The sequence below is a fragment of the Leucobacter chromiireducens genome, assembly GCF_051993095.1.
Taxonomy (GTDB): Bacteria; Actinomycetota; Actinomycetes; order Actinomycetales; family Microbacteriaceae; genus Leucobacter; species Leucobacter chromiireducens.
Window position 1 is genome coordinate 1,484,503 of the sequence record NZ_CP197024.1, and the last position, 26,825, is coordinate 1,511,327.

Sequence of the window (26,825 nt, forward strand, 5' to 3'; positions counted from 1 at the left end):
GTGGTCCCATGATCCGAGCCCGAGTGCCCCGCATCCGCGACGCCGGCACCCAACACACGCACGACACTATTTTCGACACCAGAGATGGAGATCTCACGATGACGGAAGAGCAGACGGGCGGCTTGGTCCGCCCCGACGTTTCCGAGGCCGACGCGGCCTCGATTGCGCGCGAGTGCTATGGGATCGAGGCGGTTGCGACCGAACTCGGCAGTAATCAGGACCGCAATTTTGTGCTGACCGAGGGGGATGGCTCGCGCAGTGTGCTGCGCGTCGACAATCCCGTGTTTACCGATCCCGAACGAGACGCGCAGCACGCAGCGCTCGAGGCGTACCGCGCGGCGGGCGTGCCGGTCGCAGCGGTGCTGCCTGGACTCGACGGGGAGGAGACCCAGCGCTGGGGTGGCTTTGCCGTTCGCCGCAGTGAGTTCGCACCGGGCGCGCCCATGGTGGACCTCGGCTACTTCGCGCCGCGTGTGCTGGAGGAGTTCGGTGCGCTCGCGGCGGCCTCCGTGCGCGCCCTGGCTGAGTTGCAGCACCCGGGACTTGACCGCGACCACATGTGGGTGATGGCCGTGGCGCACGAGCAGACGCTCGCGCTCGCATCGGCGATTGCTGATGCGGAGATTCGGGAGCGCGTCGTGGACGCCGCGAACCGTGCGCAGTTCGCGCTCGAGGAGGTTGCGGCTGAGCTGCCCACGCAGGCAATCCACGGCGACCTCACCGACGACAACGTTACGGGGCTGCCGGGCGACGACTCGCGCGTACATCCACACACCGTGCTTGACCTGGGTGACCTCGCGTACGGCTGGCGGGTGGCTGAGCTCTCAGTGACCGCATCGTCGATGCTGCACCACGATCCCGAGCGGCCGCTGCGATTGCTCGATCTCATCGCCGCGTTCCATCGCGATGCCCCACTCTCCCCTGCGGAAGCTCGGGCGGTCTGGCCGCTCATCGTGCTGCGCGCCGCCGTGCTCGTGGCAAGCGGGTGGCGCCAGCTCGAGATCGACGGTGGCAATGAGTACGCGCGCGAACGGATTGCGGGTGAGCAGGCTATTTTCGACGCTGCGACCGCGCTGCCGCTCGCGGAAGCCACCGAACAGGTGCTCGTCCGATTGGGGTTCCATGGTGCTCCGAGCGCTGCCGGGCTGCAGCTGAGTGTCGCCCCCGGCGCCGGGTTGGAGCGCAGCGCTGCCGAACCACTCCGCTCGCTGTTGCCCGAGCTCGTCGGCACTGTGACTGTGCTCGACCCCGGCGTGGAGTCGGAGGCGCTGGCGGGTGGCGTCTGGCAGGAGACTCATGCGGAAGCGGAACTCGTTGCCAGCGCATGGACCACCGGCGCGGCCGCCGCGGTGCTTCCATACGGCGTGTACCGCCTCACCCGCACTGAGATCGATCGTGCATCGGGCGCCGCGAGCTGGCCGCTCGGCACTGAGGTGTGGGTGCCGGCGGGCGTTGCTGAGCTCGTGGCGGCACCCGCGGCGGGCGTGGTGCGCACGGTGACCGATCGTGGCCTGCTGCTTGAAACCGCTGGGGGCTGGATCCTTTCGATCGATGGCTTCGCGGTGGCATCGAGCGTGATGCCGGGGAGCGAGCTTGCCGCCGGCGCCACGCTGGGCGAGCTGCGCGCAGCCGACGCCGCTCGACCGCTCACCGTTGCGTTGGTGCGGAGCGACGCAGCCGAGGGGGCTGAGCCGCCGATCCTCTCGGTGCCGACGCCGGAACCCGGCCGTGCTCAGCTCGTCGAACCGGAACGCGTCGCGGCCTGGCGCCGCTTCACGCACGATCCGGCCGGGCTGCTTGCCCTGCCGGAGCTGGCACAGCGCGACGAGGCGGGCGATGAGCTTGCGCGCCGAGAGCAGATCTTCGCGAGCGCGCAGGAGCGGTACTACGAGCGCCCCATGCAGATCGAGCGGGGGTGGCGCCACCACCTGATCGACACGACCGGTCGTGCATACGTCGACATGGTGAACAACGTCACGGGACTGGGCCACGGCCACCCGGGCGTTGCCGACGCAGTGAATCGCCAGATCCGAGTGCTCAACACGAACTCGCGCTTCCTGTTCCGCGAGCTTGCAGAGTACAGCGAGCGCCTGCTTGCGCAGCTACCCGAGGACTCTGAGCTCGACACCGTGTTGCTCGTGAACAGTGGTTCCGAAGCTGTTGACCTCGCGCTCCGTCTGGCACAGACCGCCACCGGGCAGCGCACCGTTGTGGCGCTCCGTGAGGCATATCACGGCTGGACGATGGCCTCCGACGCGGTGACTACGAGCGCGTACGACAACCCGTACGCGCTGGAGAACCGGCCCGACTGGGTGCACGTCGCCGATGTACCGAACCGATTCCGCGGTACGTATCGTGGCGACGCCGCCGACCTGAGCGTCGGAGAGCGCTACGCCGCAGATCTCGGTGCCGACCTCGACGCGCTCGCGACGGAGGGCCGAGGTGTTGCCGCGTTCATCTGCGAGTCGGTACTGGGGAACGCGGGCGGCGTGATGCTGCCCGAGGGATACCTGCAAGCCGCCTATGAGCGAGTTCGCGCGGCCGGCGGGCTCTGCATCGCCGACGAGGTGCAGGTGGGCTTCGGACGCATGGGATCCTCGTTCTGGGGATTTGAGCAGTCGGGCGTGCGCCCGGACATCATCGCAATCGCGAAGCCGATGGGCAATGGCTTCCCGATCGGTGGCGTGATCACGTCGAAGCGGGTAGCGGATGCGCTGGCGTCGCAGGGGCAGTTCTTCTCGTCAGCTGGCGGAAACCCGTTGAGCTGCCGTGTGGGCATCGCGGTGCTCGACGCGATGGCCGAGGAGGGCCTCCAAGAGAACGCGCGCGTGGTGGGGGAGCACCTGGCGGCGGGCTTCCGTTCGCTCGCTGACCGGCACGCGCTGATCGGCCCGGTGCACGGTGAGGGCCTCTACCTCGGTGTCGAGCTCGTGCGCGACCGCGAGACGATGGAGCCCGCAGCCGCCGAGGCTGCCGCGATCTGCGAGCGTCTCAGGGAGCTCGGTGTCATCGTGCTCACCACCTCAGAGCGCTCAAACGTGCTGAAGGTGAAGCCACCGCTCTGCCTCACACGTGAGAGCGCCGACTTCGTGGTCGCGGCGCTCGACCGGGTGCTCACCGAGGGCTGGTAGTCGCAACAACCGCAGCGGGGCGCCAGACTCTTCGGTCTGGGGCCCCGCTGCGTTGTTTCCGGCGCTAGAGGCCGAGGATGGCGCGTGCGATCAGGAAGTAGATGATCAGGCCCGACGCGTCGACGAAGGTCGAGATGAAGGGGTTCGAGAACACTGCGGGGTCGACCTTCACCGCCCGAGCAATGAGTGGCATGCAGCCGCCCACCGCGGCAGCGAGCGTGCAGACGCACAGCAGCGTGAGCCCGATCACGAGTCCGATTTCCACCGAGTACGCAATCGAGGCGATCGTGAAGCCGATCGTGCCGAGCAGCAGGCCGAGGAGGCCGCCCGTACGCAGCTCTCGGGTGAGCACCCGCATGAAGTCGCGCGACTTCACATCGCCGAGCGCGAGCGCGCGGGTCACGGTAGTCGCGGCCTGGTTGCCGGTGTTGCCGCCCGTGCCGATCAGGAGGGGCACGAAGAGCGCGAGCACGGTGACCTGCTCGATCGTAGCCTCGAATACCGAGAGCACCTGCACCGTGAGCGTTGCACCAACGGCGAGCACCAGAAGCCACACGACGCGCGAGCGTACGAGGGTGCTCACCGGGGTGGACAGGTACGGGCGGCGCAGCGGCTCGGTGCCGCCCTGACGTGCAGCGTCCTCGCTCTCCTCGTGCTCGAGAATGCGGATCGCGTCGTCGATGGTCAGCATCCCCACGAGCCGGTTCTCGCGGTCGACGATCGGCATGGCGAGGAGCTTCAGGTCCGCGCAGCGACGCGCAGCCTCTTCCGCATCGGACGCGGCCTCGGCGGTGCGCGCGTCCTTCATGAGCTCGGCGACGGAGATATCGCCCTCGGCGCTCAGGAGATCGCGCAGGCTCACAATCCCCACCACGTGACGGGAGTCATCGAGCACCGGAATCGTGTAGACGGTTTCGGCGTCCTGCAGCCGCTCACGCACTCGCCGCATCGTCTCTTCGACGGTAAACGCGGCACGCGTTGACACGTACTCGAGCGACATGCGGCGACCGATGCTGTCTTGCGGGTAGCCGAGGAGTGCGGAGGTAAGCACGCGCTCGTGCTCGGGGAGACCGCGGAGCAGCCGGGTAGCGAGCGCGGCCGGCACCTCGTCGAGTAGCCACAGTCGATCGTCGTGATCGAGGTCGACGAAGAGCTGCGCAACCTCGGAGTCTTGCAGGCCGTGCAGCAGATCGCTCTGCAACGGCGGGTCGAGCAGCTCGAAGACCTCGGCAGCGCTGTCCTTCGGCAGCAGCCGATAGATCACGGCTCGCTGCTTTCGGCTCAGCCGCTCGAAGAGAGGCACGAGATCGGTCGCGGGAAGAGGCGCCAACACCTCGGTGAGGGCGGTCAGGTCACGCGCCGCGAACAGCTGCTCGATCGTGGTGGCCAGATCATCCATGTTCTGGATCTGGGGTGAGGTCATGGGTCGCTCCTTGCCGGCACGCACCGCCTAGGGTGCGCGGAAAATGATTCGGTCGCGCCCGGGGCGGGGCGTCCGAGGGTGCCGGACGACGTGCGGAACTCTACCTCTGGGTCCAAGGGGAGGGAACGGTCACCGCGTCCGGCTGCTGACTGCAACTGTCACTGGGCACGTACTCACCTCGCCTCGGTCGGTGTTCAGAACTCATTCAGTGCGACTCATCCGCGAAGAAACGCGTGCGCACAAGAACCACAGACCAGACTACCCCCTTGTCGGCTTGACTCGTCCCCTGGGGGGAGGGTTTACCGTGAGTTCAGACAGCTCAGTCGTGGAAGTGGAGGGAAAGATGCGGATCGGGGAGCTTGCGCGTCGCGCGGGAGTGTCGGTGAAGGCCGTGCGCTACTACGAAGAGATCGGCCTTCTCGCACCCGAACGCGACACGAACGGGTACCGGGACTTCGATGGCGCGGACCTCCGCGCAGTGCAAGAGATCCGAGCGCTCGCGGAGCTTGGGATCGCGCCCAGCCGTGCAGCTCCCTTCGTCGAGTGCCTGTCTGACGGGCATGAGCACGGCGACGAATGCGTCAGCTCCCTTGCTGCGTACCGCGACGCCATCGCCGAGCTGGATCGGGCCATTGCTGAGCTGAGCGCGCGGCGCTCCGAGCTTGCCCTGCGTCTCGACCGAGCCGCGGGCCGCGGCTTTGCGGCTGAGGCTCCCGTCGCTGAGCCCACCGCCGGTGAGCCCCCTGCCCCGGACTACACCGTCTTGCCCCCGGGGCTCCCGCAGCCGGAGGACGACGGTGCCGCACGGCACGTGCCCGGCCTCCCGCTGCCAGACCTCACGCTTGGGCGCTCAGACGGCGGGCGGCTGTCACTAGCTGGCCTCGGGACAGGTCGCACGATCATCTACGCCTATCCGCTATCCGGACGGCCGGGCACCGACCTTCCCGACGGCTGGGACGCGATTCCTGGCGCCCGTGGCTGCTCAACGGAGGCCTGCGACTTCCGTGATCACTTCACCGAGCTCCAAGAGGCGGGAGCGGCACGGGTGTTCGGGCTCTCGAGCCAGGATCCGGACTACCAGGCTGAGCTCTGCGAGCGGTTGCGCCTCCCGTTCCCGATGCTCTCGGATCCCGAGCTGCGTCTCGCCGATGCGCTCCGTTTGCCCACATTCGCTGCGCCCGGGCACCCACGGCTGTTCGCGCGAATCACCCTGGTGGTGCGCGATGGGCGAGTCGAGCACGTCTTCTACCCGATCTTTCCACCCAACACCCACGCGCAGCAGGTGCTCGCCTGGCTGCGTGACCACCCTGAGGAGGGGGAATGAGCTACAGCTCAACGTTTATCTTCGAGGCGCGCGAGCGTGGCGAAGAGTTCTATCGTCTTGACGACGAGATCGCGACACGCGCCCGTCAGATTCCGGGCTTTCTCGGTGAGGAACACTGGGTGAACCCCGAGAATGGGCTGCACTCCGAGGTGTACTACTGGGAGACGCTTGACGCGTTGCAGCAGTTGATCGGCATGGACACGCACGGGATCGCGAAGCGGCGCGCCGCTGAGTGGCTCGGACGCTATCGGGTCGTCATTGCCGAGGTGCGGGCCACGTACGGCGACCGCGAGCTGGGTCTCGCGCACACCCCGCTCGGCAATTGATCAGGAGCGCGCATTCCTCGCTTGCTAGCATCAAGGGCTTCGCGGCATCCTCACGATGGCCGCTTCGGAGACTGTGGGCAAGGAACGGGTGGACGTGGCACGACGGAACGGGCGCAGGCGCGTCGGGATCCTCATCGCGGCATGCGCTGCGGTGCTCGCGGCGGCGTTTCTTGCGCCCGCGCGCTTCCCGAATAGCTTCGGGCTTGCCATGCCGTTTGAGGCGGCGTTGCCGTGGCTCGGCGTTCTGGTGGCTCTTCTCCTCATCGCTGCACTTGCTCGCCGCGCGTGGCTCGGGATCCTGGTGAGTCTCGTGGCGGTGGCCGCCTGGTCCTGGGTGTTCGTGCCGCGGATCTTGCCGCTTGAGCCGGTGGCCATGGTCGGCAATACAGACGCGGTGTCGGTGCTGAGTCAGAATGTGCGCGTCAGCGCCGGTGATACCGCTGGGGCCCGAGCGACAGCGGAGAAGCTTCGCGGCGAGGGCGCCGACCTGCTCGCGCTCCAGGAGATCGCTACGGAACAGCGTGAGACGGTCGCCGTGGCACTGCGTGAGACGTACCCGTACGAGGCGCACGCGAGCACGGTCGGGCTGTGGAGCCGGTATCCGATCCTCACGTCAGAGCCGCTCGACCTGGGGCTCGGGTGGGATCGCGCGCTGCGCGCGACCATTGCCACGCCCGGCGGTGATACCGAGGTGTACGTCGTCCACGCGGCGTCGGCGCGGATCGACGGACACGCGCCGCGCGACGAAATGCTGGCCGAGCTCGCAGATGAGATCCGAAACGACGGCAGCCCCCGTATCATCGCGGCCGGTGATTTCAACGCGAGCAGTGACGACCGCTCCTTTGTTCCGCTGCGCGAGCTCTTGGCCGAACCCCGTCAAGGTGCGGGCGGTTTCGGATTCTCCTGGCCAGCGCAGTTCCCTGTGGTGCGCTTGGATCACATCCTGCTGCGCGGCTTTGACGCGAGAGAGATGACGACGACGCCGATCGGTGACAGCGATCACCTCGCCGTGTCCGCCGTGCTGCGGCCGTCCGCATGACCGGGGGACAGGGCACGCCCGTGCGGTTTGGGCGTGGCGACGGGGGTGTGCCCCCGTGGACGCTCGCGGTCGCGGCGATGCTCATCATTCAACTTGTGAACGCGCTGTCGGTCGGGCTGATCGATGAGCTCGGCCCCGCGGGCACCGCGTGGCTGCGGCTCACTCTCGGGGCGGTGATCCTGGTGATGATCGCCCGCCCGCCGCTGCGTCGGGTGCGACGCCGGGACCTGCTCCCGCTCGTCGGACTGGGTGCGGCGACGGCGCTCATGATGATGGCGTTCCTCTTCGCGATCGATCGCATCCCGCTGGGTACTGCAGTCGCGATCGAGTTCCTTGGCCCGCTGGGGGTGGCCGCGATGATGAGCGGGGGGCGCCGTGCGCTCGTGTGGCCGGGCCTCGCGCTCGGCGGCGTGGTCCTGCTCACGGAGCCGTGGAGCGGAGCCGTCGATCCGGTGGGCATCGGCTTCGCGGTGCTTGCAGGTATCGGCTGGGGGAGCTACATGCTGCTGACCCAGCGTGTGGGCGACCGCTTCACTGGGGTGAGCGCCCTCTCACTCACGATTCCGATCGCGGCGGTTCTTGCTGCGCCGCTCGGGATCCCGCCGCTCCTCGGTGAGCTCACGCTGCCGCAGCTCGCGCTCGCGCTCGGGCTCGCGGCGCTCACCCCGGTGATCTCGCTCGGGCTTGAGATGCTGGCGCTGCGACGGATGACGCACACCGCGTTCGGCACGCTTATGTCGCTCGAACCGGCGTTCGGAGTGTTTCTCGGGGCGCTGCTGCTCGCACAGCGCCCCACTCCGCTGCAGATCGCCGGCATCGCACTCGTGGTGCTCGCGGGCGCGGCTGCGCAACGGGGCGGGGTGCGCGGGGATTCAGCGAGCTAAAACGCGGGCCACCAGTCGGCGTTCGTCCACAGCCCGAGCTCCGCCTCAGCGGCTGCGCCGATGCGGAAGACTGTCTGGTCGTCAAAGGTGCGACCGACGATCTGCACGCCGGTCGGCACCCCATTCGGTGCGCGGCCTGAGGGGATCGCGAGCACCGGGACGCGGCCCACGATGTTGAACGGCAGCGTCATCAGCTCCGAGAAGGTGGCCTTGCTATCGGTGCAGGCGGCATCTGCGGGCATACCTGTGTTTGCGATGGTGGGGCAGAGGAGGGCGTCGTAGCGCCCAAGGATCTCGCCGAGCGGCCGGTAGAACGCGGTCTCGGCGGCGAGCCCGTCAACGTAGCCCATCGAGTCGCTCGCAGAGTCAATAAATGCGTGCGTGTACGGCATGAGCTGAGCGAGCTGCTCAGGATCACCATTGCCGACGCTCTCGATGAAGGGGCCCATCACCGCGCCGAAGTGCGCCCACGAGGTTCGAAGCACCTCCTCGAGAGTCCAGGGCAGATCGACCTCTTCGACAATCGCACCCGCCGCGCGCAGTGCATCGGCGACGGCGCGGGTGTTCTCAATGACTGCGGGATCGGGGGAGTAGCAGCCGAGCGTGAAGCTGAGCGCAATCTTCACGCCCGCAAGACTCTCGACTGCACCCTAGACGCGCAGCTGGGGGCGCAGTGACGCCGGGTCGCCCGCCCACGGGCCGGAAATCACGTTCTGCAGCATCGCGACGTCTGCGACGCTGCGGCCCATGGGTCCGTCTGCGCAGTACGTGTCGCTGTTGAATGGCGGGAGCCCGGGCACTCGTGCGAACGGGGGCTTGAATCCAACAACACCGCAGTAGGACGAGGGGATCCGAATTGAGCCGCCGATGTCTGAGCCGGTCGCGAGAATCGTTGAGCCAGCGGCGAGCACCGCGCCCGAGCCACCCGAGGAGCCGCCGGGCGTCATTTCGGTGTTGTGGGGGTTTCGCGTGGTACCCCAGAGCGCGGTGTGTGTCACCGGGGAGCAGCAGAACTCGGGGGTCGTGGTGCGACCGTGCACCACTGCGCCCGCGTCGAAGATGCGCTCGACGATCGGGTGGGTGATGTCTGCGACAGTGCCCTGTTCGAGCAACGAGCCCTCCTCGGCGAGGCGGCCGGCAATGGGCTGCTCATCCTTTACCATGAGTGGCACTCCCTCCAGCGGACGTGCGTCTCCGCTGCGGTAGCGCGTCTCGGCCGTTCGAGCTGCTCTGTACGCGTCCTCGAGGAGCTCCTCGGTGACCGCGCCAACGTGCGGCTCCGTAGCGGCGGTGCGCGCGACGACCGCATCGAGCAGCTCAACGGGAGAGAGCTCGCCTGAAGTGAAGCGACGTACGGACTCCGTGGCGGTGAGATAGTTCAGATCCATGGTTTTCCTTCTCTGGGCCGCATCGTCGCAACCCGTACGTTGTACGGTACGTTGTACGGGGCTACTCTAGCAGGCATGGCCGAACAGACCGACACCACAGCTGCGCCCCGGGGAAATGCGGGGCGCGAGCCCCTGAACCGTGGGGTGATCGCTGAGGCTGCGCTTCGGCTCGCTGAAGCCGCGGGGCTCGAGGAGTTGACGATGCGTGCGCTCGCGTCTGAGCTGGGGGCTGGCACGATGACGCTGTACACGCATGTGCGCGGGCGGGACGATCTGCTGCAAGCGATCGTCGAGCGGCTGATCGCGGAGCTCGACATGCCGGGCGTGACTGCTCGTGCCGGGGGCGATTGGCGCGAGCATCTCGCCGAGGTGCTCGACGCATACAATTCACTCGCCGAGCGGTTCCCACGCTCGTTCGAGCTTCTTGCGCTCGCCCCGTACGCGGACGGGCCAGTTGCCCCTCATCTCGCGAGTGCCGAGCGTGCGCTCATCGCTGGCGGCTTGCATCCGAGTGATGCCCGTGTTGCACTGGGTACCGCGGATGCGTTCGCGACAGGGTTTCTGGTGGTGCGCGCGCGTACCGCGTTGCGGGCCGAGGGGCCTGGTGCGGCAGCGGCCTCCCACAGTCCGCTCGCATACACACGGGGCGTTGCCGCAGTGATTGCCGGGATCGCGGCAACCCTGGAGGAGACCCCGAGCGTTGAAGGCTCGGGCCACGGGGCCGCGACCGCCGGGGTCTAGTGAGTGCGCAGTAGCTCGCCACCAATCAACGTTTTCTCCCGTCCCGGGGGCGCGACGCTCGGCGCCCGCTAGCTGTCAGCGCGTGCGATGAGCGAATGAAACCGCGCGCGCGTCCGGCGATGGCTCTCGGCCGGCGTCTCCGCATCGGGGACGTCGGCCTGCGCTGACCAACGTTGCCAGCCGTGCCGCCACACGAGGACACTGAGCTCGCAATCGAGTTCGAGGTCACTCGTGTCCATGCGGGGGAGCTGAACTCTGATGCGATCGCGAAGTACCGCCGCGATCGCGGCGTCTTGAGTGGCGGCGTGAGCGTGGAGTTGGCGATCGGTGCGGAGCAGCGCGCCGACCCGACGATGCTCGGCAAGCTCGGGGGAGCCCTCCGCCGCGAGGATCGCATCGAAGAGATGCTCAATCGCCTGGGTTGTCTCAGTCGCTGATGTGACGACCAGCGGGAGTGCTGTGGCGCCGGCGAGTGCGCGTGCATGGCCGGCGAGAACCGCGTCCTCTCGGTTGTTGTAGTAGCGGAAGAACGTTCGTCTCGAGACGCCAGCGGCGGCCGCGATCTCGCCGACGGTGGCTGCGGTGCGCGGCGCGTGAGGTGTTGTGTCCCGTTCCGCGAATTCGAGCGCAGCCAGGTGGATCCGCTGAGCGGTTTCGCGGTGCTTGCGCGCGCGGACGCCCTCGCTCGTGGCGAGAGATTGCTGGGCCTCTGTCACGGTGCTCCCTGATTCTTGCGTGCTGGGGTGCACGCAGCTGACACGCCGTGTGATCCGTCAACGGGCGTACGCCCGAAGATACTGCGCTCCGGCCGTCGCCGCAAATATTGGCACTGTGTGTCATGATTATTCATCTGATGAATCCTCATGAAAGGCCACACCGCTCGTGACAACTCCTATGCCAGCCGAGTCGCCGGCCCCCACGACTCGCGCGATCACCGCAACGATTGCCGTGCTTGCGTTCTCCGCGTTTGTCATGATCCTCAACGAGACCGTGTTGAGCGTCGCCCTGCCGCCCCTAATGACTGAGTTTGGCGTCTCCGCAAACGTCGCGCAGTGGCTCACCACCGGGTTTCTCCTCACGATGGCGGTCGTGATTCCCACGACCGGCTTCTTGCTGCGTCGCTTCTCGCTGCGAGCGCTCTTCGGCGCCGCGCTCGTGCTGTTCGTCCTCGGTACGCTCATCGCCTCGTTGGCGCCAAGCTTCCCCGTGATGCTCGCGGCTCGTGTGGTGCAGGCGTGTGGCACCGCGATCATCATGCCGCTCCTCATGACGACGACGCTGAGCCTTGTGGCGCCGCAGCGCCGGGGGAGTGTGATGGGCCTGAATTCAATTGTGATCGCCGTGGCCCCGGCCATCGGCCCCACGCTCTCCGGCGTGATTATCGAGGCGCTCGGGTGGCGCTGGGTGTTTGGGCTGATGATTCCCGTGGCGGCAATCGCGCTCGGGGTGGGCCTGGTGTTCCTGCCGCGAATGGGTGGCGGTGAGCGGGTCCCACTCGACATCCGCTCGGTCGTGCTGTCCCTGTTGGGGTTCGGCGGGCTCGTGGCGGCGTTGTCGACCGCGGCGGACATTGCCGAGGGGGCCTGGAGTCCCGTGCTCTCGCTGGTGATTGGCGTGGCGGCGCTTGCGCTGTTCGCGCGCCGGCAGCTCGGGCTACAGCGCGATGGAGATCGAGCACTGCTCGACTTGCGCCCCTTCGCAGAGCGGAATTTCACGCTCGGAGTCGTGCTCATCATGATCGCGTTTGGCGTGCTCCTAGGAACGGTGGTCGTACTGCCGATCGCCGCGCAGAGCGGGCTCGGTATGAGCGTGTTGGCAACTGGGCTGATGCTGCTTCCCGGGGGAGTGACCCAGGGAGTGCTCGCGCCGATCGTGGGTCGGCTCACCGACCTCATCGGTGCGCGGGTGATTGTGATCCCCGGGCTCCTGCTGATGAGTGGTGCGCAGTGGTGGCTCAGTGCGCTCACCCAGGCGACCTCGCTCGGCGAGCTGATCGCAATGCACGTGATGTTTTCAGCGGGTATGGCGCTCGTGCTCACGCCCATGATGACGCACAGCATGAGTGCGCTTCCTGCCCCGCTCTTCGGGCACGGGAGTGCCATTCTGAACACATTGCAGCAGCTCGCAGGCGCTGCGGGCACGGCCGCGCTCGTCGGGGCGCTCGCGGTTGGTTCCGCATCGGCGCCGGTCGCGGGAGCGGGTGCGGTTATCGCGGGTGCGCGCCTCGCCTTCCAACTCGGTGGCTGTCTCACACTCGCGGGCGCGATCTGTGCGCTCTTTCTCACGCGGCTGGCCCGACGGTGACGGGTGCAGGGCATGGGTAGCCATTTGCCATAGCGGATAGATAGGATCTGTGTAGGCTGCGTACCGGGGGTGGGGCAGCGAATCCATCGTGCGCGCACGGCGCCGAGTGAGTTCAGGAAGCTGGGAGTGCAATGGCGAGTTTCTGGGGGAGAAGTCTGCTTGCCGCGAGTGCGGCGGTGGCTATCGCGGCGAGTCTTGGAGGCGTAGGCTCGCCAGCGCTCGCGAACGAGGGCGCGAACAGGGCGGCAGGGGTGCACCTCGCCGATCCCGAGCTCACCGCGTGTGTCAATGCGAAGCTCGGAGCGAGTCGAGCGCCGGATGCGCCGATCATGCAGGCCGAGATTGAGGGCATCACCGTGATGACCTGCAACGGCGACTTCGCTGTGACCTCTCTCGAGGGCTTGGAGGCGGCGAACGACCTGCGCACGCTTGCCTTCCTGGGTGGGCGACATGACCTCTCCGGAAGTGGTGTGCTGCGTCCGCTCACGACGATGCCGAAGCTCTCGAGCCTCACACTCACAGACGCGAACCTCACGGACGCCTCGCTTGGCGTGGTGAGTGGTGCGGGCAAACTCTCGCGGCTCACCGTTGTAGGCAACCCGAAGCTCACCACGCTCGAGCCACTCGCCACGATGACGAGCCTCACCACACTGGATGCCTCCCGCAATGCGGCGCTGAGCGACTTTGAAGCCCTCGCGAAGCTGCGCTCGCTCCGAGACCTGACGATCTCGCAGAACCCGCTCCTCACGGACCTTGCTCCGCTCGCTGGCCTGACTGAGCTGAGCTACCTGAACGCCCAAATGACGGGAATCGACAGCCTGGCCCCGCTCTCCGAGCTGACGAAGCTCACCTCGATCTCCGCTACGCACACACAGGTGAGCAGCCTGGAACCGCTTGCGAAACTCACCGCGCTTTCGAATTTGAGCATGTCACGCGCGCAGCTCACTAGCCTGGCGGGCATCGAGAACGCGGCAGCTTTGAAGACGCTCGAGATCGACCACAACAGCGACCTGGGCGACAACATCACCGCCATTGGAAACAAGCCCCTGCTGTACCGAATTCACATGGACGCAATCGGGGCCACCACGCTTGCACCGTTACGCGAACTGGCCGGTCTGAAGAGTCTCCAGGCGATGGGCAACCATATTCAATCGCTCGAGGGGCTCCCGGCAGCTCCGGGCAGCCGCTCCGACGGGACGATGGCGGTCACCGCGCAGCAGATCCATCTTGAAGATGTCTGGGTGCCGCGCGGAGCAAAGCGCTACCGGGCTGATGTGAGCGGTGAGCTGGCGCTGCGCGACGGGATCACATTCCCCCGCTTCGGCGGAAACCAGGCGCCGGTGCTCTCACCGGACTTGCCGTACGTTGACATCACCGTGTATTCCGCGATTCCTACTGCGGAGTACACGTTTTCCGAGACCAACGAGCTCGACAACGATCGCTACACCGGAACCGTGTATCACCCGATTGTGTGGAGCACGATTACGAGCGAAGACTCGGCGACGCTCACGTTCCAGCAGCCCTGGGAGCAGCAGACAACGTACACCCAGGGCTTCCCCGCCGCGAGCTTTGAGCTTGTGCCGCGGGATGGGGTGGAACGTCCCGACTGGCTGCAGATCGATGCTGAGGGCAAGCTCTCGGGCACGCCAGAAACGTTCGGCGAGTGGGCGTTTGATCTGCGTGTCGCTGATGCCCTCGGCAACACGATGACGCAGCGGCTCGATATCGCGGTTGCCGATCCTGGAACTGCGACGGTCGAACTCAGCCACGACCAGACGGTTGCAGCCGGGGGGTCGGCGACGTTCACCGTGACGCGCGCGAACGACGGCTACGCGGGCGCGGCCTCCGTGACTGTGGCTACGCAAGACGGGGCCGCAGGCGACGAGAACCCAGCGCGCGCCGGCGTCCACTACACACCTCTCGCCGAGACGCTCAGCTGGGCCGACGGCGACACGTCACCGCGGGAAGTCACGGTGGCGACGCTTGAAACTGCAGCAGGCGACCCTGACCGCCGCTTCACCCTGGAACTCGCCGGTGCCGAGCCGGCTGGCCTCGTGGCAATTGGCGCGGGGGGTTCCACCGACGTGACGATCGTCGCCCCGACTCCGGTGCCCAACGAGTTGAACTTCACCGGCCCCCAGCGAGCCGAGGGCGGGGAGTCTCTGACATTTGAGGTGAGTCGGAGCCGCGCCGCAGAAGACCCCTGGACCGGGGTGGCGAGCGTGCAGGTGTCCACGGCCGACGTGTCTGCGCTGGCGGGCACACACTACGAGGAGACCACTGCAACGCTCGAGTGGGGGCCGAACGACTTTGCCGCGAAGCAGTTCGTCGTCCCTACGCTGGCGCCAGCCGCGGGCGACCCGGAACGGAATTTTGCGGTGGAGCTAAGCGAGCCCAGCACGTTCGCAGCGCTCGGAAAGGTGAGCTCGGTGACCGGGACGATCACCGCACCCGAGCCCGAGCTCACCGTATTTGCTCTGAACGGCGATCAGCAGGGGATCGCGGGAGAGACGCTCTCCTTCGAGGTCTCTCGCGTGAACGCGACGCAGCTGCCCTGGGAGGGCGAGACCAGCGTCGTGGTAGAGACCGTTGACGGCTCTGCGGAGGGCGGTACGCACTTCACCGCAGTTGCTCCGACCACGCTGACCTGGGAGGCGGGGGATACTGATTCGAAGACGGTGACTGTGGCGACCGAGCGCGTGGCCGCGGGGGATCCGGACCGAACCTTCCAGGTGCGGCTCAGTGAACCGGGCGCCTACGGCGAATTCGGCAGCCCCTCGGAGGTTGAAGGAGTGATCGTCGCAGAAGTCCCCGATCCCAGTCTGCTTGCCGTCGTGGGGGAGCCAGAGGTGCGCGCGGGGGAGGCTGCAGTATTCACCGTGACTCGCACAGACGCCGCGGAACGAACGTGGACGGGGCCAGTCACGGTACGCGTCCGCACACAGGATGGCACAGCGCACGCAGGCACCCACTTCACTCCAGTGGACGTTGAACTCTCCTGGGAGGCCGGAGACGATTCCTCACAGCAAGTCGAAGTGCCGACGACTCCAGGCTTTCGCGGTGACGAGTCCAGGCAGCTTACGCTGGAAATCTCTGCACCGAGTGAGCACGCGGTGGTGGAAGCCGGAGCTTCAACGGCAGTGGGGACCATCAGCTACGCGAAGCTGACACCGGTAGACCCCGACCCAGACGCTGACCCCGAAACGGACCCGGGTACGGAGGCCGACCCAGGTTCCGGCGGCGGAGACGGCAGCGGCGGCGGAACGTCCGCGCCGCGCGACGGCCTCGCGGCAACGGGCGGCCCGGGAATCGAGCTTCCATTGATGCTCGGCGGCGCGGCGCTTCTCGCGGGCAGTGCGCTGCTGCTGCGCCGCAAGAAGCGTGCCTAACATTTGAGGCCGCGTACGTTCGCCACGGAGATATCTGCTTCCTCGGAACTCTATGTGCAGATTGCGCCGAGGAGCCAGATATCTCCGAGGGGAACGATGGGTGCCGCCTGAATACGGCCTTGAAGTGAATTCGAGCCCCGGCAGCAACAGACGCCCTCGTGGCCTGAGAAGATCCGGCGAGAGTGCCAGGTGACGAGCTCGCGCTCATACCTAGACGTTGATGACTTTGTCGGCCCAGCTTGTCCAGGCGGTGAGTTCCTGCATCGATGAGCGGTGCGCTCCGTCGAGAAGGCTGTCATCGCTCAGGCCGCGAGCATCCATGCACGTGGCGCAGAGGCCGATCTCGCCACCCTTGCGTACTACTCCGGTGATCTGTTTCCCGGTGTTGTAGTAGCCGTTCGGGGTCTGCTGGCCCTGCACTGCCGCGATCACTGAGTCTCCGAAGCAGAAGATCTTGACCTCGTCGCCATTCTTTGCGTGGGAGTCGGCCCAACGCAGTCCATTGAAGACGCGCTCGGTACCGTACGGCGGGTCGTGAAGGACGAAGAGGATGCGTGCCACGGGAAGATTCCTTTCTGATTGTCGCCGCGGGCGCGGCAAGTGCTAATATATTATTCCATGAATGAATGGAATAACGAAATCGAGGACAGCACAGACGGATTCGCCGTCGAGCACCTGGCCGCGCGGGAGGTCACGCTCGATGTCGCATAGCCAGAACCTCGACCGGTCGACGATGAGTGTTACCGAAATCGAGCGGGCTCGCGTGCATAGGCGCACGCTGACCGTCGTCATCCTCAGCCAGGTGCTCGGTGGAGCCGGTCTCGCAGCGGGTATCGCTGTCGGTGCGCTCCTCGCCCAGGACATGCTGGGCTCGGATGCACTCTCCGGGTTGCTCACCGGCCTGTTCACGCTCGGCTCTGCCCTTGCCGCGTACTTGGTGGGTCGTTCCACGCAGCGTCTCGGGCGTCGCCTCGGTCTCGCCTACGGGTTCATCGCAGGTGGCCTGGGTGCGCTCGGCGTGGTGATCGCCGCGGTCATCGACAGTGTGCCGTTGCTGTTCGTTGCCTTGTTCGTCTACGGCTCCGGCACCGCCACGAATCTGCAAGCGCGCTACGCGGGCACCGATCTGGCGCCGGCGCACCGGCGAGGGTTCGGTGCGAGCATGGCAATGGTTGCGACCACCATCGGCGCGGTAGCAGGACCGAACCTCATTGAGCCGCTCGGAGCCTTCGCGGATTCGATCGGCGTGCCAACGCTCGCTGGCCCGTTCATTCTCGCGGCTGCCGCCTACGGCGCTGCTGGAATCGTGCTGTTCTTGTTCCTGCGCCCGGACCCGTATTTGCTTGCGCGCAGCATCGCGGAAGAGGCCCCACGAAGCCGCGTTGGCACCCCAGGCGCTGCGTTGTCCGTGCCCAAGATGGGCATCGGCGCATATGTGGGGGCGACGGTCATGGTGCTCACGCAGGTCGTGATGATCGCGATCATGACGATGACTCCGATCCACATGCGTGCCCACCACCACGAGATGGCAGCCGTCGGCCTCGTCATTGGTCTGCACGTCGGTGCGATGTGGCTGCCTTCGCTGTTCACCGGGATCTTGGTCGACAAGCTCGGGCGCACCCCGATGGTCATCGCCTCCGGCGTGACATTGCTGCTTGCGGGAGTCCTTGCAGCGCTGGCGCCCGGTGATTCGCTATTCCTTCTCGTCCTCGCGCTCGTGTTTCTCGGAGTTGGGTGGAATTTTGGCCTCGTCGCGGGCACCGCGCTCGTCGTCGATGCCACTGTGCCGCAGAACCGGCCACAGGCGCAGGGCAAGATTGACGTGCTCGTTGCTCTCGCAGGCGCTGGCGGCGGCATGATGTCGGGCGTGGTGATGAACGCGACCAGTTATCAGGCGCTCGCGATCGGCGGCGGTGTCCTCGCTCTGGTGCTTATCCCAGTACTGTTCTGGGCGAGAAATAGGCGCGCGAGATCGACTGCTACCATTATTCCATGAATGATCAGAATACGAACGGCCTGAGCAAGGCGGACGTGTTTGACGTGTTCGCCGAAGTCACGAAGGCGATAGCGAATGGGCGCCGCCTGGAACTGCTTGAACTCATGGCGCAGGGTGAGCACTCCGTCGAAGATCTGGCCACCCTCACGGGCATGGGGGTGACAACGACCTCTGCGCACCTGCAGTCGCTCAAGCGTGCTGGTCTTGTGCGAACGCGACGCCAGCGTACGACCATCTTCTACCGGCTCGCCGATGACGACGTCGCGGAACTGTACACCGCAGCCAAGCGTGTTGCGCTAGCTCGGAGTTCCAAGCTCCGTGATGTCGTGCAGGCGTACATGGGTGAGCCGCGAGCGCAGGGGCCAACGATCGACCCGGCCGCGGTGACCTCGGACATGTTCGTTGTCGATGTGCGGCCGAAGGACGAGTTTGACGCAGCACATTTCCCCGGTGCCGTCTCAATCCCGCTCACCGAGCTCGAAGACCGGTATGCCGAGATCCCGAGTGGTGTTGAGGTCGCGCTCTACTGCCGTGGCGAACTGTGCCGTCTTTCCCGCGAAGCTGCCGTGTGGCTGCGCGAGCATGGGATCGACGCGAAAGCGATGGACGAAGGGATTGTCGAGTGGAGGGCAACTGGGCAGATCGCCCTCGACGCTGCGTAACTGCCGCTCCGATCGCAACGAGCCACCCAGTGCTGAGACTATTGCGTTTCTGACGCAAAAGACCCCAACCTGGAGAACGTGATCACAGGTTAGGGGTCATATCGCTTTGCGTGCGCGAGGGGGGACTTGAACCCCCACGTCCGAAGACACTGGAACCTAAATCCAGCGCGTCTGCCAATTCCGCCACTCGCGCGCGTGCCACGTGGGTGGCACCAGACCAGCTTAGTGGTGTGCGGGGGAGCGCCGCGAAACGCGCCCCCGCACACTCGAGCTACCGCTCGATGACCTCCGCGCCCTCGGGGAGCGGCGCGCCTGCGGGAAGCCGGACGGTAACGAAACCGGTGTGCTCTGTGGCGACTTGCTCAGTGGCGACTTGCTCTGCGGCGGCCTGTGGTGCGGTGGGCGCGGGCGCTGCGGCGGGCGCGGCGATCGGCGCGAGCAGCTCGGCCTCCATGCCACCGGCCGTGACCTCGTCGCGCTGCACCGCGGGATGGTGCTGCGCCATCTTGTCGATCCAGGCGAGCGCGAGCGCGGACACGATGAAGGCGAGGTGGATCATGACCTCCCAGAACACGCCCGTCGACGAGTAGATCACCTTGTCGCCGGACTTTACGAGGCCATCTTCCATGCGGCCCACCTCGATGAAGGTCTTCAGGAGGTGGATCGAGGAGATCGAGATGATCGAGACAGCGAGCTTGACCTTCAGGAGGTTGGCGTTGACGTGCGAGAGCCAATCGGGCTCATCATGGTGGCCCTGTACGCGAATCTTCGAGACGAAGGTCTCGTAGCCGCCGATGATCACCATGATGAGGAGGTTCGCGATCATCACGATGTCGATGAGCGCGAGCACGCTCAGCATGATGTCGGTCTCAGTCACCTGTCCGGTCACCACGACCTTTTCCACAAGATGCCAGAGCTCAACGAAGAACAGGATGACGTAGACCGCCTGCGCGATGATGAGGCCGAGGTACAGCGGCGCCTGGAGCCAGCGGCTCGCAAAGATGAACGCGGCGAGGGTGCGCGACGCCGCGCCCGGGCCGTGCTCGGCGCTGCGCGCAATCGGCGACGTCTTGCGTTGATTCACTGAGGTTCTCCTGCTGCTGGGGGTGAGCGAAAAGCGGAGTCACATGCTATCGCAGCCCGGGCTGGCAACGCTGGGGGAGTCGATTACGGGTATAGTTGCTCTCTGCGAAGGGGAGTATTCCGTTTCGTCCGTGTCGTCAATACGCTGCGCGCAGATCGCGTGGCCGGTGCGGGCGCGGCGCGGGCCACATCGGGCCGACGCCGGGAAGAGACTTTCGGTCTTTTGCGCACCCTGCGCCAGCCGAAGGAGAAGGCTTCACCCGTGACCCAAGTACTCCCACTCTGGTTCGAGATCACTTCGATGATCGTGCTCGTCGCGATCCTCGTCGTCGATCTCCTGCTCATCATCCGCCGCCCCCACGTTCCCTCCATGCGCGAGGCGAGCCTGTGGGTGGGGTTCTATGTGCTGCTCGCGCTCGCGTTCGCTGGCGCGATCTTCCTGCTCGGCGATGTGCAGCACGGCACCGAGTTCCTCGCGGGCTGGCTCACTGAGTACAGTCTCTCGATCGACAATCTCTTCGTGTTCGTGCTGATTCTCGCGGCGTTCAAGGTGCCGACGGCGTATCAGCAGCGTGCCCTCATGATCGGGATCGTGCTCGCGCTCATCTTCCGTGGCATCTTCATCCTTGTGGGTGCGGCCATCATCGAGCGCTTCATCGCGATCTTCTTCGTGTTTGGCGCCTGGTTGATCTGGACTGCGTGGCAGCAGATCAAGCCAGGGGGGCACGAGGAGCAAGGCGACGGCTGGCTGATTCGTCAGGTCAAGAAGGTCATGCCGTTCACCGACGAGTACGACGGCGGAAAGCTCCGTACCGAGGTCGACGGCAAGCGGATGTTCACCCCGTTCTTGCTCGTGCTGATCTCGCTCGGCGCGACCGACCTGCTGTTCGCGCTCGACTCGATCCCCGCGATCTTCGGCATCACGCAGAGCCCCTTCATTGTGTTCACTGCGAACGTGTTCGCGCTGATGGGCCTGCGCCAGCTCTACTTCCTGTTGGGCGGTCTGCTCGAGCGGCTCGAGTACCTGAAGTACGGTATCGCCGCGATTCTCGCGTTCATCGGCGTCAAGCTGATTCTCCACGCGCTCCACGAGAACGAGTTGCCGTTCATCAACGGCGGCAACCCAGTGCCGGTGCCCGAGATCTCCACCTGGATGTCGCTCGGCTTCATCGTGGTCGCGATGCTCATCGCAACGGTGGCGAGCCTGATCAAGGTGAAGCGTGAGGAGCGGGCCGGCGGAGAGCGGATCCACCTCGGAGCGGCCGAGTCTCACACTGAGGACTGATCCTCAGTGACCACTGGCCGGCAGCGCTTTCGCTCTGGCACCAGCGGCACCCCCGGCACGCCACTGCGGCCTGGGGTGCCGCGCTCTCTCGGGGGCCAGTGGTAGAGTGGCCCCTATGCGTATGCGGCGACTGCTTCTTCACAGCCGCGACGGGTTCTAGCCTTCGGCCGCCCCGTCGCGGAGTTCCCGCATGGCCGAATCTGCACCGCGTTGGTGCGAAGGAATAATTCGTGCCGCGCACTGCTTGTACAGCGTAGAGACTGAGAAGAGAAGCAAGAATGAGCGATCAGAACGCATCAGGATCCGGCATTGCCGCGGCGAAGCAGCCGCGCACGCTGGCCGAGAAGCTCTGGGACGACCACGTCGTCGTCAAGGGCGAGAATGGCGAGCCTGACCTGATCTACATCGACCTCCACCTGATCCACGAGGTCACCAGCCCGCAGGCGTTCGACGGGCTCCGTGCGGCGGATCGGCCGCTGCGCCGTGTCGATCTCATGATCGCCACCGAGGACCACAACACCCCGACGCTGAACATCACGCGTCAGATCGAAGACCCGACGAGCCGTCTGCAGATCGACACCCTTCGCCAGAACGTTGAGGCGTTCGGTGTCCGCGCTCACCCGCTGGGCGACAAGGAGCAGGGCATCGTCCACGTGATGGGTCCGCAGCTAGGCCTCACGATGCCGGGAATCACCGTGGTGTGTGGTGACAGCCACACGTCGACCCACGGCGCGTTCGGTGCACTTGCGTTCGGCATCGGCACGAGCGAGGTCGAGCATGTCATGGCGACGCAGACGCTCCCGCTGAAGCCGTTCAAGACGATGGCGATCAACGTCGAGGGCGAGCTCCGCCCCGGCGTCACCGCGAAGGACATCATCCTCGCAGTGATCGCGAAGATTGGCACGGGCGGCGGGCAGGGCTACGTGCTCGAGTACCGCGGCTCGGCGATCCGTTCGCTGTCCATGGACGGCCGAATGACGATCTGCAACATGTCGATTGAGGCTGGCGCTCGTGCCGGAATGGTTGCGCCCGATCAGATCACCTTCGACTACGTGCAGGGTCGCGAACACGCCCCGCAGGGTGCCGACTGGGACGCTGCCGTCGAGTACTGGAAGACCCTCCCCACGGACGAGGGCGCCACGTTCGACGCTGAGGTGTTCATCGACGCGAACGAGCTCGAGCCCTTCGTGACCTGGGGAACGAACCCGGGCCAGGGCGTGCTGCTCAGTGACACTGTGCCGAACCCCGCAGAGATTGCGGATCCGAACGAGCGTGCCGCCGCTGAGCGTGCGCTCGAGTACATGGATCTCACCGCGGGCATGCCCATGAAGGACATCGCGGTGGACGCAGTGTTCATGGGGTCGTGCACGAATAGCCGGCTCGACGACCTGCGCACCTTTGCACACCTCATCAAGGGGAAGCAGAAGGCCGAGGGTGTTCGTCTCATGGTGGTTCCCGGCTCGGCGCGTGTGCGCCTTGAGGCTGAGGCCGAGGGCATCGACAAGATCGTCGAGGCGTTCGGTGGTGAGTGGCGCTTCGCGGGCTGCTCAATGTGCCTGGGAATGAACCCTGATCAGCTCGAGCCCGGCGAGCGTTGCGCGTCGACCTCGAACCGTAACTTCGAAGGACGACAGGGCAAGGGCGGCCGGACACACCTCGTGTCGCCGCTGGTTGCCGCAGCGACCGCGATTCGTGGCACGCTGTCGAGCCCCTGGGACCTGCAGACTGATGCCGCAAACGGCATCACCCACGACGCGAGCGAGAAGGCGGAGGCGTAATTCACCATGGAAAAGTTCATCACCATCACGGGCATTGCCGCTCCGCTCAAGCGCTCGAACGTTGACACCGACCAGATCATCCCCGCAGTCTTCCTGAAGCGGGTCACGAAGACCGGGTTCGACGACGCGCTTTTTCACCACTGGCGCCAGGACGAGAGCTTCGTGCTAAACCAGCCCGAGTACAGCGGCGTCGAGATCCTTGTCGCCGGGCCTGACTTTGGCACCGGCTCGTCGCGTGAGCACGCCGTGTGGGCGCTTCGCGACTACGGCTTCAAGGTGGTTATCTCGCCGCGTTTCGCGGACATCTTCCGCGGGAACTCCGGCAAGCAGGGCCTGCTCGCCGCGCAGGTGACCGAGAGCGACGTGGAGCAGTTGTGGGCAGCGATGGACGCCGAGCCCGGCGTCAAGCTCACGGTGAGCCTGGAAGATCGCACGGTGACGGTCGGCGACCTCACCGTTCCCTTTGACATTGACGACTACACCCGCTGGCGCCTCATGGAAGGGCTCGACGATATTTCGTTGACCCTCCGCAACGAGGACGCGATCGCCGAGTTCGAATCCCGCCGCCCGGCGTGGATGCCGACTACGACGCCGCTGGCCCAGACCGCATAGAGTTCGGAGACACCGAGTGACCGAAGCAGTGAACACCCCCGTAGACGACGCGGAGCTTCCCGAGGATGCGCTGAAGCGCAGCCCTGAGGAGGAAGCCGCGGAGGGCCGGAAGCGCGACGCCCAAAAAGCTGGCGCCCGCGTGGGCCTGACCTCTGACGAGATCATCATTAACGGCGGGCGTCCGCTGCAGGGCCGTGTCGAGGTGCGCGGCGCGAAGAACCTTGCCACCAAGGCGATGGTCGCCGCGCTCCTCGGCCAGACCCCGAGCGTGCTCCGCAACGTGCCGAACATCTCGGACGTACGCGTGGTGGCCGGCCTGCTCGCGCTCCACGGCGTGCTCATCACCCGAGGCGAAGAGCCCGGCGAGTGGCGCCTCGACCCCTCGAACGTGGAGATGGCACACAAGGCCGATATCGATGCGCACGCGGGTTCCTCGCGCATTCCGATCCTCTTCTGTGGACCGCTGCTGCATCGCCTCGGCGAGGCCTTCATCCCCGATCTCGGTGGCTGCCGCATCGGTGATCGCCCGATTGACTTCCACCTCGACGCGCTGCGCGAGTTCGGTGCGGTCATCGAGAAGCTCCCGAGCGGCATTAGCCTGACGGCCCCGAACGGCCTCAAGGGCGCCAACATCGAGCTGCCCTACCCCTCGGTCGGTGCGACCGAGCAGGTGCTGCTCACCGCGGTGCTCGCCGAGGGGCAGACCGAGCTGCGCAACGCCGCGATCGAGCCCGAGATCGTCGACCTCATCTGCATCCTGCAGAAGATGGGCGCCATCATCTCGATGGAGCCGAACCGCGTCATCTTCATTGAGGGCGTCGAGTCGCTCCGCGGATACAACCACCGCGCCATCTTCGACCGCAACGAGGCCGCAAGCTGGGCCGCTGCGGCACTTGCGACCAAGGGCGACGTCTTCGTCGGCGGAGTGAAGCAGGAAGAGATGATGACCTTCCTGAACGTCTTCCGCAAGGTCGGCGGCGATTTCGACGTGCACGACGACGGCATTCGTTTCTGGCACCCGGGTGGCGAGTTGAAGCCTGTGACCATCGAGACCGATGTGCACCCCGGCTTCATGACCGACTGGCAGCAGCCGCTCGTGGTCGCCCTCACCCAGGCGCAGGGGACCTCGACCATCCACGAGACCGTCTACGAGAATCGCTTCGGCTTCACCGATGCGCTCAACCAGATGGGCGCGAACATCGTGGTGCACAAGAACGGGCTTGCCGCAGACGAGCGCCGCGTCATGCGCCGCGAGTTCGAGCAGGCTGCAGTGATCACCGGCCCGACCCCACTTACCGCGGCGGACATCGAGGTTCCGGATCTGCGCGGCGGCTTCAGCCACCTCATCGCGGCGCTCACCGCCGAGGGACAGTCGAAGGTCACGAACCTCGGCATCATCTCGCGCGGCTACGAGAACTTCATTGAGAAGCTTCGCCTGCTCGGCGCAGATTTCGTCTACGAAAGCTAAGCCGGCCGACCACGCGATCGAAGCTTCTGCGGCAGACTCGGTCCGGCATTCCGCTGTCGGACCGAGCCTCCGGGATAATGTGAGTTATGACTGACACGGTAAAGATTCGCGGCCGCTCTTCTGCGGAGCAACGACGCCCATCCGTGTTCTGGCTGCTGGCGGGCCTTGTCCTGCCGCTGTGGTCGCTCATGGTGCGGTATCGCTTCACTCCGCAGTCGAAGCTGCCGCAGACAGGCCCCTTCATCCTCGCGCCGAATCACTACAGCGAGATCGACCCGATCGCGGTCGGTGCCGCAGTGTGGCACCTGGGACGTTTGCCGCGCTTCATGGCGAAGGCGAGTCTCTTCAAGGTGCCCGTGTTCGGCTGGCTGCTTCGCGCCTCGGGACAGATCCCCGTAGAGCGCGTCGGCGCCGCACGTCCGAGCACGGGAGGCGCGAATCCGATCGGCGCCGCGTCCGAGCTCATCGCCCGCGACGCCGGGGTCATCGTGTACCCGGAAGGGACGCTGACCCGCGATCCCGATCTGTGGCCGATGCGCGGCAAGAGCGGCGCGATCCGCCTGGCGCTCGAATCGGGGATTCCCGTGATTCCTGTCGCGCACTGGGGTACGCAGGACCTGATGCCGCGCTATGCGAAGCGCATCCACCCTTTCCCCCGAAAGACGATCCACGTCTCAGTCGGTGAGCCGCTCGATCTCAGCAAGTACGCGAACAAGCCCATTGACCAGCGAACGGTCAACGAGGCAACGCGCGAACTGATGGACGCGATCACCGCGCTCCTCGCTGACCTGCGGGGCGAAACCCCTCCGGCTGAGCGGTGGGATCCGAGTAAGCACCAGCAGAGTGAGACGGGACGTTTTGAGTAGCGCAGCACCAACGGCGACCACGGTCAATGGCCGCCGAAATCGAGGCCGAAAGGTCGCAGTGATCGGCGCCGGGAGCTGGGGAACCACCTTCGCGAAGGTGCTCACCGACGCCGGGTGCGACGTGACGATCTGGGCACGACGCCCGGAACTCGCGCAGGAGATCCAGGTCGCGAAGCGCAATACGCAGTACCTGCCGGGAATCAACCTCCCGAAGCGGCTGTCGGCAACGAGCGATCTTGCCACCGCGCTCCGCGGTGCGCGCCTCGTGTTCCTCGCTGTGCCGAGCCAGACGCTGCGGCAGAATTTGCTCGACCTCGAGCCCTTCCTCGATCGCCGCAGCGTGCTCGTGAGCCTCGTGAAGGGCGTCGAGCGCTCGACAACCATGCGGATGTCCGAAGTGATCGCCGACACACTTGACCTTCCTGCGGAGCGGATCGCGGCTGTCTCTGGCCCGAACATCGCCCTCGAGATCGCGAAGGAGCAACCGACCGGTGCGGTTGCCTCCTGCGTCGATCTGAGCGTGGCGCAGGAGATCGCCACTGCGGCATCGGCGCCCTACTTCCGCACCTACGTGAACACCGATGTGATCGGCACCGAGCTGGGCGGCGTGTTGAAGAACCTCATCGCGCTCGCGATCGGCATCGTCGATGGCGTCGGTTACGGCGAGAACACGAAGGCAGCCATTATCACGCGCGGTCTCGCGGAGATGACGGAGTTCGCCGTCGCGTCGGGCGCCGACGTGGCGACACTTTCGGGCCTCGCTGGGCTTGGCGACCTGATCGCCACCTGCCAATCGCCGCTGTCGCGAAACAACACTGCGGGCCGCCTGATCGGTCAGGGGTACTCGCAGGAGGAGACGAAAGAGCAGATGCAGCAGGTGGCCGAGGGCATCACCTCCGTGCCGCCCGTGCTTGAGCTTGCGCGTGAGCGGGGCATCGTGATGCCCATTGTCGAGCAGGTGCAGATGGTGCTGAGCGGCACGATGGCGCCCGCAAACCTCGGGCCGCACCTCGCGACCGAGGATGATGTGCCCCGCCCCGAGCAACGCCTGGACACGAGCCAGCCAGGCCGCTGGCGGCGCTTTGTGAACCGTATGAAGGGAACCCCCGCGTGACTGACACCCAGC

At 66.1% G+C, this 26,825-nt stretch carries 20 protein-coding genes, 1 tRNA gene and 1 pseudogene; 16 read left to right on the top strand and 6 right to left on the bottom strand.

The features are described 5' to 3' along the window. Positions 1-98 precede the first annotated feature (98 nt). Positions 99-3,131 (top strand): aminotransferase, encoded by a 3,033-nt coding sequence (locus tag ACR81A_RS06640; protein ID WP_440313072.1) that lies wholly within the window; start codon positions 99-101, stop codon positions 3,129-3,131. A gap of 64 nt (positions 3,132-3,195) precedes the next feature. Here ACR81A_RS06640 and mgtE read toward each other — a convergent pair whose 3' ends face one another. Then, the gene (gene mgtE / locus ACR81A_RS06645) at positions 3,196-4,554 is read right to left on the bottom strand and encodes a magnesium transporter (protein ID WP_202383034.1); all 1,359 of its coding nucleotides are present in this window, start codon (positions 4,552-4,554) and stop codon (positions 3,196-3,198) included. A 304-nt stretch (positions 4,555-4,858) separates the two neighbouring features. Here mgtE and ACR81A_RS06650 point away from each other — a divergent pair, with 304 nt between their 5' ends. From ACR81A_RS06650 to ACR81A_RS06665, 4 genes are all read left to right on the top strand, one after another. Further along, on the top strand, positions 4,859-5,878 hold the full coding sequence (locus tag ACR81A_RS06650) for a MerR family DNA-binding transcriptional regulator (RefSeq protein ID WP_337249000.1): 1,020 nt from the start codon (positions 4,859-4,861) through the stop codon (positions 5,876-5,878). After that, positions 5,875-6,204 carry an antibiotic biosynthesis monooxygenase family protein gene (locus ACR81A_RS06655; RefSeq protein WP_202383035.1) on the top strand — a complete coding sequence of 110 codons (330 nt, stop codon included), beginning with the start codon at positions 5,875-5,877 and terminating at the stop codon, positions 6,202-6,204. The genes ACR81A_RS06650 and ACR81A_RS06655 overlap by 4 nt, the downstream gene beginning before the upstream one ends. Before the next feature lie 94 nt (positions 6,205-6,298). Continuing rightward, on the top strand, positions 6,299-7,243 hold the full coding sequence (locus ACR81A_RS06660) for an endonuclease/exonuclease/phosphatase family protein (RefSeq protein WP_440313073.1): 945 nt from the start codon (positions 6,299-6,301) through the stop codon (positions 7,241-7,243). Continuing rightward, entirely contained in the window at positions 7,240-8,127 is an 888-nt protein-coding gene (locus ACR81A_RS06665; RefSeq protein ID WP_440313074.1) for an EamA family transporter, read from the top strand. The genes ACR81A_RS06660 and ACR81A_RS06665 overlap by 4 nt, the downstream gene beginning before the upstream one ends. On the opposite strand, the pseudogene ACR81A_RS06670 reads toward ACR81A_RS06665, so the two are convergent. Continuing rightward, a pseudogene (locus ACR81A_RS06670) lies at positions 8,124-9,515 on the bottom strand (amidase). The gene ACR81A_RS06665 and the pseudogene ACR81A_RS06670 overlap by 4 nt on opposite strands. Before the next feature lie 75 nt (positions 9,516-9,590). Between ACR81A_RS06670 and ACR81A_RS06675 the strand changes: the two are divergent. Beyond that, positions 9,591-10,256, top strand: coding sequence for a TetR/AcrR family transcriptional regulator (locus ACR81A_RS06675; protein ID WP_440313075.1), 666 nt, complete (start codon positions 9,591-9,593; stop codon positions 10,254-10,256). A gap of 68 nt (positions 10,257-10,324) precedes the next feature. Here ACR81A_RS06675 and ACR81A_RS06680 read toward each other — a convergent pair whose 3' ends face one another. Then, the gene (locus tag ACR81A_RS06680) at positions 10,325-10,972 is read right to left on the bottom strand and encodes a TetR family transcriptional regulator (protein WP_440313076.1); all 648 of its coding nucleotides are present in this window, start codon (positions 10,970-10,972) and stop codon (positions 10,325-10,327) included. A gap of 178 nt (positions 10,973-11,150) precedes the next feature. Between ACR81A_RS06680 and ACR81A_RS06685 the strand changes: the two genes are divergently transcribed. Both ACR81A_RS06685 and ACR81A_RS06690 read left to right on the top strand, forming a co-directional pair. Next, entirely contained in the window at positions 11,151-12,560 is a 1,410-nt protein-coding gene (locus ACR81A_RS06685) for a DHA2 family efflux MFS transporter permease subunit (protein WP_440313077.1), read from the top strand. 131 nt (positions 12,561-12,691) lie between these two features. Next, positions 12,692-15,949, top strand: coding sequence for a Calx-beta domain-containing protein (locus tag ACR81A_RS06690; RefSeq protein ID WP_440313078.1), 3,258 nt, complete (start codon positions 12,692-12,694; stop codon positions 15,947-15,949). A 210-nt stretch (positions 15,950-16,159) separates the two neighbouring features. Here ACR81A_RS06690 and ACR81A_RS06695 read toward each other — a convergent pair whose 3' ends face one another. Next, the gene (locus tag ACR81A_RS06695) at positions 16,160-16,510 is read right to left on the bottom strand and encodes a DsrE/DsrF/TusD sulfur relay family protein (protein WP_440313079.1); all 351 of its coding nucleotides are present in this window, start codon (positions 16,508-16,510) and stop codon (positions 16,160-16,162) included. 172 nt (positions 16,511-16,682) lie between these two features. Here ACR81A_RS06695 and ACR81A_RS06700 point away from each other — a divergent pair, with 172 nt between their 5' ends. Together ACR81A_RS06700 and ACR81A_RS06705 are read left to right on the top strand one after the other, a co-directional pair. Then, the gene (locus tag ACR81A_RS06700; protein ID WP_440313080.1) at positions 16,683-17,945 is read left to right on the top strand and encodes an MFS transporter; all 1,263 of its coding nucleotides are present in this window, start codon (positions 16,683-16,685) and stop codon (positions 17,943-17,945) included. Next, entirely contained in the window at positions 17,942-18,607 is a 666-nt protein-coding gene (locus ACR81A_RS06705) for a metalloregulator ArsR/SmtB family transcription factor (protein WP_440313081.1), read from the top strand. Before ACR81A_RS06700 ends, ACR81A_RS06705 begins: the two co-directional genes overlap by 4 nt. Before the next feature lie 111 nt (positions 18,608-18,718). Here ACR81A_RS06705 and ACR81A_RS06710 read toward each other — a convergent pair. Both ACR81A_RS06710 and ACR81A_RS06715 read right to left on the bottom strand, forming a co-directional pair. Then, a tRNA-Leu gene (locus tag ACR81A_RS06710) sits at positions 18,719-18,800 on the bottom strand. Positions 18,801-18,878: 78 nt separating this feature from the next. After that, complete coding sequence (locus ACR81A_RS06715) at positions 18,879-19,691, bottom strand: TIGR00645 family protein (RefSeq protein WP_440313082.1); 813 nt, start codon at positions 19,689-19,691, stop codon at positions 18,879-18,881. Between the two features lie 261 nt (positions 19,692-19,952). On the opposite strand from ACR81A_RS06715, the gene ACR81A_RS06720 reads away from it, so the two are divergent. From ACR81A_RS06720 to ACR81A_RS06745, 6 genes are all read left to right on the top strand, one after another. After that, positions 19,953-20,975: a TerC/Alx family metal homeostasis membrane protein gene (locus ACR81A_RS06720; protein ID WP_202383045.1), complete on the top strand. Its 1,023-nt coding sequence runs from the start codon at positions 19,953-19,955 to the stop codon at positions 20,973-20,975. A gap of 278 nt (positions 20,976-21,253) precedes the next feature. Further along, the gene (leuC, locus tag ACR81A_RS06725; protein ID WP_202383046.1) at positions 21,254-22,753 is read left to right on the top strand and encodes a 3-isopropylmalate dehydratase large subunit; all 1,500 of its coding nucleotides are present in this window, start codon (positions 21,254-21,256) and stop codon (positions 22,751-22,753) included. 6 nt (positions 22,754-22,759) lie between these two features. Further along, a complete protein-coding gene (gene leuD / locus ACR81A_RS06730) occupies positions 22,760-23,365 on the top strand; it encodes a 3-isopropylmalate dehydratase small subunit (protein WP_440313083.1) in 606 nt (201 codons plus the stop codon). Between the two features lie 139 nt (positions 23,366-23,504). Continuing rightward, on the top strand, positions 23,505-24,833 hold the full coding sequence (gene murA, locus ACR81A_RS06735; protein WP_202383191.1) for a UDP-N-acetylglucosamine 1-carboxyvinyltransferase: 1,329 nt from the start codon (positions 23,505-23,507) through the stop codon (positions 24,831-24,833). A gap of 86 nt (positions 24,834-24,919) precedes the next feature. After that, the gene (locus tag ACR81A_RS06740; RefSeq protein WP_202383048.1) at positions 24,920-25,699 is read left to right on the top strand and encodes a lysophospholipid acyltransferase family protein; all 780 of its coding nucleotides are present in this window, start codon (positions 24,920-24,922) and stop codon (positions 25,697-25,699) included. Continuing rightward, positions 25,692-26,813: an NAD(P)H-dependent glycerol-3-phosphate dehydrogenase gene (locus ACR81A_RS06745; protein ID WP_202383049.1), complete on the top strand. Its 1,122-nt coding sequence runs from the start codon at positions 25,692-25,694 to the stop codon at positions 26,811-26,813. Before ACR81A_RS06740 ends, ACR81A_RS06745 begins: the two co-directional genes overlap by 8 nt. Positions 26,814-26,825: the final 12 nt, after the last annotated feature.

Coding starts and splice junctions, on each gene's coding strand:
- ACR81A_RS06640 (WP_440313072.1), top strand. CDS start 99: ATGACGGAAGAGCAGACGGGCGGCTTGGTCCGCCCCGACGTTTCCGAG.
- mgtE (WP_202383034.1), bottom strand. CDS start 4,554: ATGACCTCACCCCAGATCCAGAACATGGATGATCTGGCCACCACGATC.
- ACR81A_RS06655 (WP_202383035.1), top strand. CDS start 5,875: ATGAGCTACAGCTCAACGTTTATCTTCGAGGCGCGCGAGCGTGGCGAA.
- ACR81A_RS06665 (WP_440313074.1), top strand. CDS start 7,240: ATGACCGGGGGACAGGGCACGCCCGTGCGGTTTGGGCGTGGCGACGGG.
- ACR81A_RS06675 (WP_440313075.1), top strand. CDS start 9,591: ATGGCCGAACAGACCGACACCACAGCTGCGCCCCGGGGAAATGCGGGG.
- ACR81A_RS06685 (WP_440313077.1), top strand. CDS start 11,151: ATGCCAGCCGAGTCGCCGGCCCCCACGACTCGCGCGATCACCGCAACG.
- ACR81A_RS06690 (WP_440313078.1), top strand. CDS start 12,692: ATGGCGAGTTTCTGGGGGAGAAGTCTGCTTGCCGCGAGTGCGGCGGTG.
- ACR81A_RS06700 (WP_440313080.1), top strand. CDS start 16,683: ATGAGTGTTACCGAAATCGAGCGGGCTCGCGTGCATAGGCGCACGCTG.
- ACR81A_RS06705 (WP_440313081.1), top strand. CDS start 17,942: ATGAATGATCAGAATACGAACGGCCTGAGCAAGGCGGACGTGTTTGAC.
- leuC (WP_202383046.1), top strand. CDS start 21,254: ATGAGCGATCAGAACGCATCAGGATCCGGCATTGCCGCGGCGAAGCAG.
- leuD (WP_440313083.1), top strand. CDS start 22,760: ATGGAAAAGTTCATCACCATCACGGGCATTGCCGCTCCGCTCAAGCGC.
- ACR81A_RS06740 (WP_202383048.1), top strand. CDS start 24,920: ATGACTGACACGGTAAAGATTCGCGGCCGCTCTTCTGCGGAGCAACGA.